Here is a 1,076-nt window from a genome sequence, read left to right as displayed (position 1 = left end):
GTGCATTACCTTCTTAACTTCATGAACAGATAATATGGTACAGCTTTTATATAGTGGCCACAGTGACCCCACCCAACTTGCTATTGCAAGAAGGTGAAAAGTTAAAATGCTTTTTACTAACCCATTTTCATTTGCACTGTGACCTGTGAAAGTGAAGCTATATGCAATAGATATAAGCAAAACCAACATAACTGTATTATTTATAACCACTGCAAAACGGTGCTTTATGTTAATGCGCCAATTAAGTGCAACAATCATAGCCACAAAAAGCGCTGCGCCTCTGAAAAGAGCTTGTTCTCCTATAACTGATTGCCAAACAATCTCTTGCATAAAAGGGTCTAGCATTCCCGCTACACCAGATTCTGCAATTGCACCAGCTTCAATTGGTACTTGTAAAATGACAGCAATAAAACCCAATGCCACACATTGAATTTGCCAGCGCTTTAAATACTGAGAGAAACTTATAAAGTGATGACCAGATAAATTACTGGCGATAATAAAACGAATTAAAAAAGTACCAGCAAGTGCGGCCAAAGCACTATAGCTTGCTAGTTTTAATAATAATAAGAGTACTGACCATTCACTTAATTGCATTATGTTGCTACTTAATGATTATGTTTGCTGTGGGTATTAGATTGTTCTTGCATCATCTTATGCGATTCACTTTTGTGTACCATAAATCTAAACGTGTCGGTCATTTTATGTCCATCACCACCCAGTGCTGTCCATTTAACCGTGTAAGTGCCTTGGGCTAGGCTCGGTAATGACCAATTAAAGTCTGTGCTTGGGGTGGCGCTGGGTTTGAAATCAAAGTTTATTGATTTATTTTTTTCATCTTTGATGATGACTTTTGCTAGCCTTACTTCACCACCAAAAGTTAACGAAAGTTGCTCTGGGCTTTTCATTAACATGGCTTCTTGCGCAGGTGTTGATTGCTTGAGTGATATATGCGCTGATGCGGAAAATGTAAGCACTAAACCTAAAATGGCTACTGCAGAATTAAAAAACTTCATAATTACCTCTTATTTAAAATGATTAAAACCAAAATTTAATACCCGCAACAAATGCGGTGTTGT

The 1,076-nt window shown here is 37.5% G+C and carries 2 protein-coding genes; both read right to left on the bottom strand.

Going from position 1 to position 1,076, the window contains the following annotated elements:
* Nucleotides 1–594, bottom strand: a 594-nt coding sequence (locus GQR47_RS20225) for a copper-binding protein (RefSeq protein WP_206016218.1), incomplete at its 3' end; no start/stop codon positions are given.
* A gap of 11 nt (nt 595–605) precedes the next feature.
* Entirely contained in the window at nt 606–1,013 is a 408-nt protein-coding gene (locus GQR47_RS20220; protein ID WP_008109924.1) for a copper resistance CopC family protein, read from the bottom strand.
* Between the last annotated feature and the right edge of the window lie 63 nt (nt 1,014–1,076).

This window comes from Pseudoalteromonas sp. Z1A2, from assembly GCF_011378755.1.
In the GTDB taxonomy this organism is placed as follows: Bacteria; Pseudomonadota; Gammaproteobacteria; order Enterobacterales; family Alteromonadaceae; genus Pseudoalteromonas; species Pseudoalteromonas distincta.
The sequence above is the reverse complement of the archived record's forward strand: the minus strand, read 5'-3'. Positions and strand labels throughout refer to the sequence as shown.

Bases quoted from the DNA above. Each gene is read 5' to 3' on its own strand.
- GQR47_RS20220 (WP_008109924.1), bottom strand. From the start codon at position 1,013: ATGAAGTTTTTTAATTCTGCAGTAGCCATTTTAGGTTTAGTGCTTACA.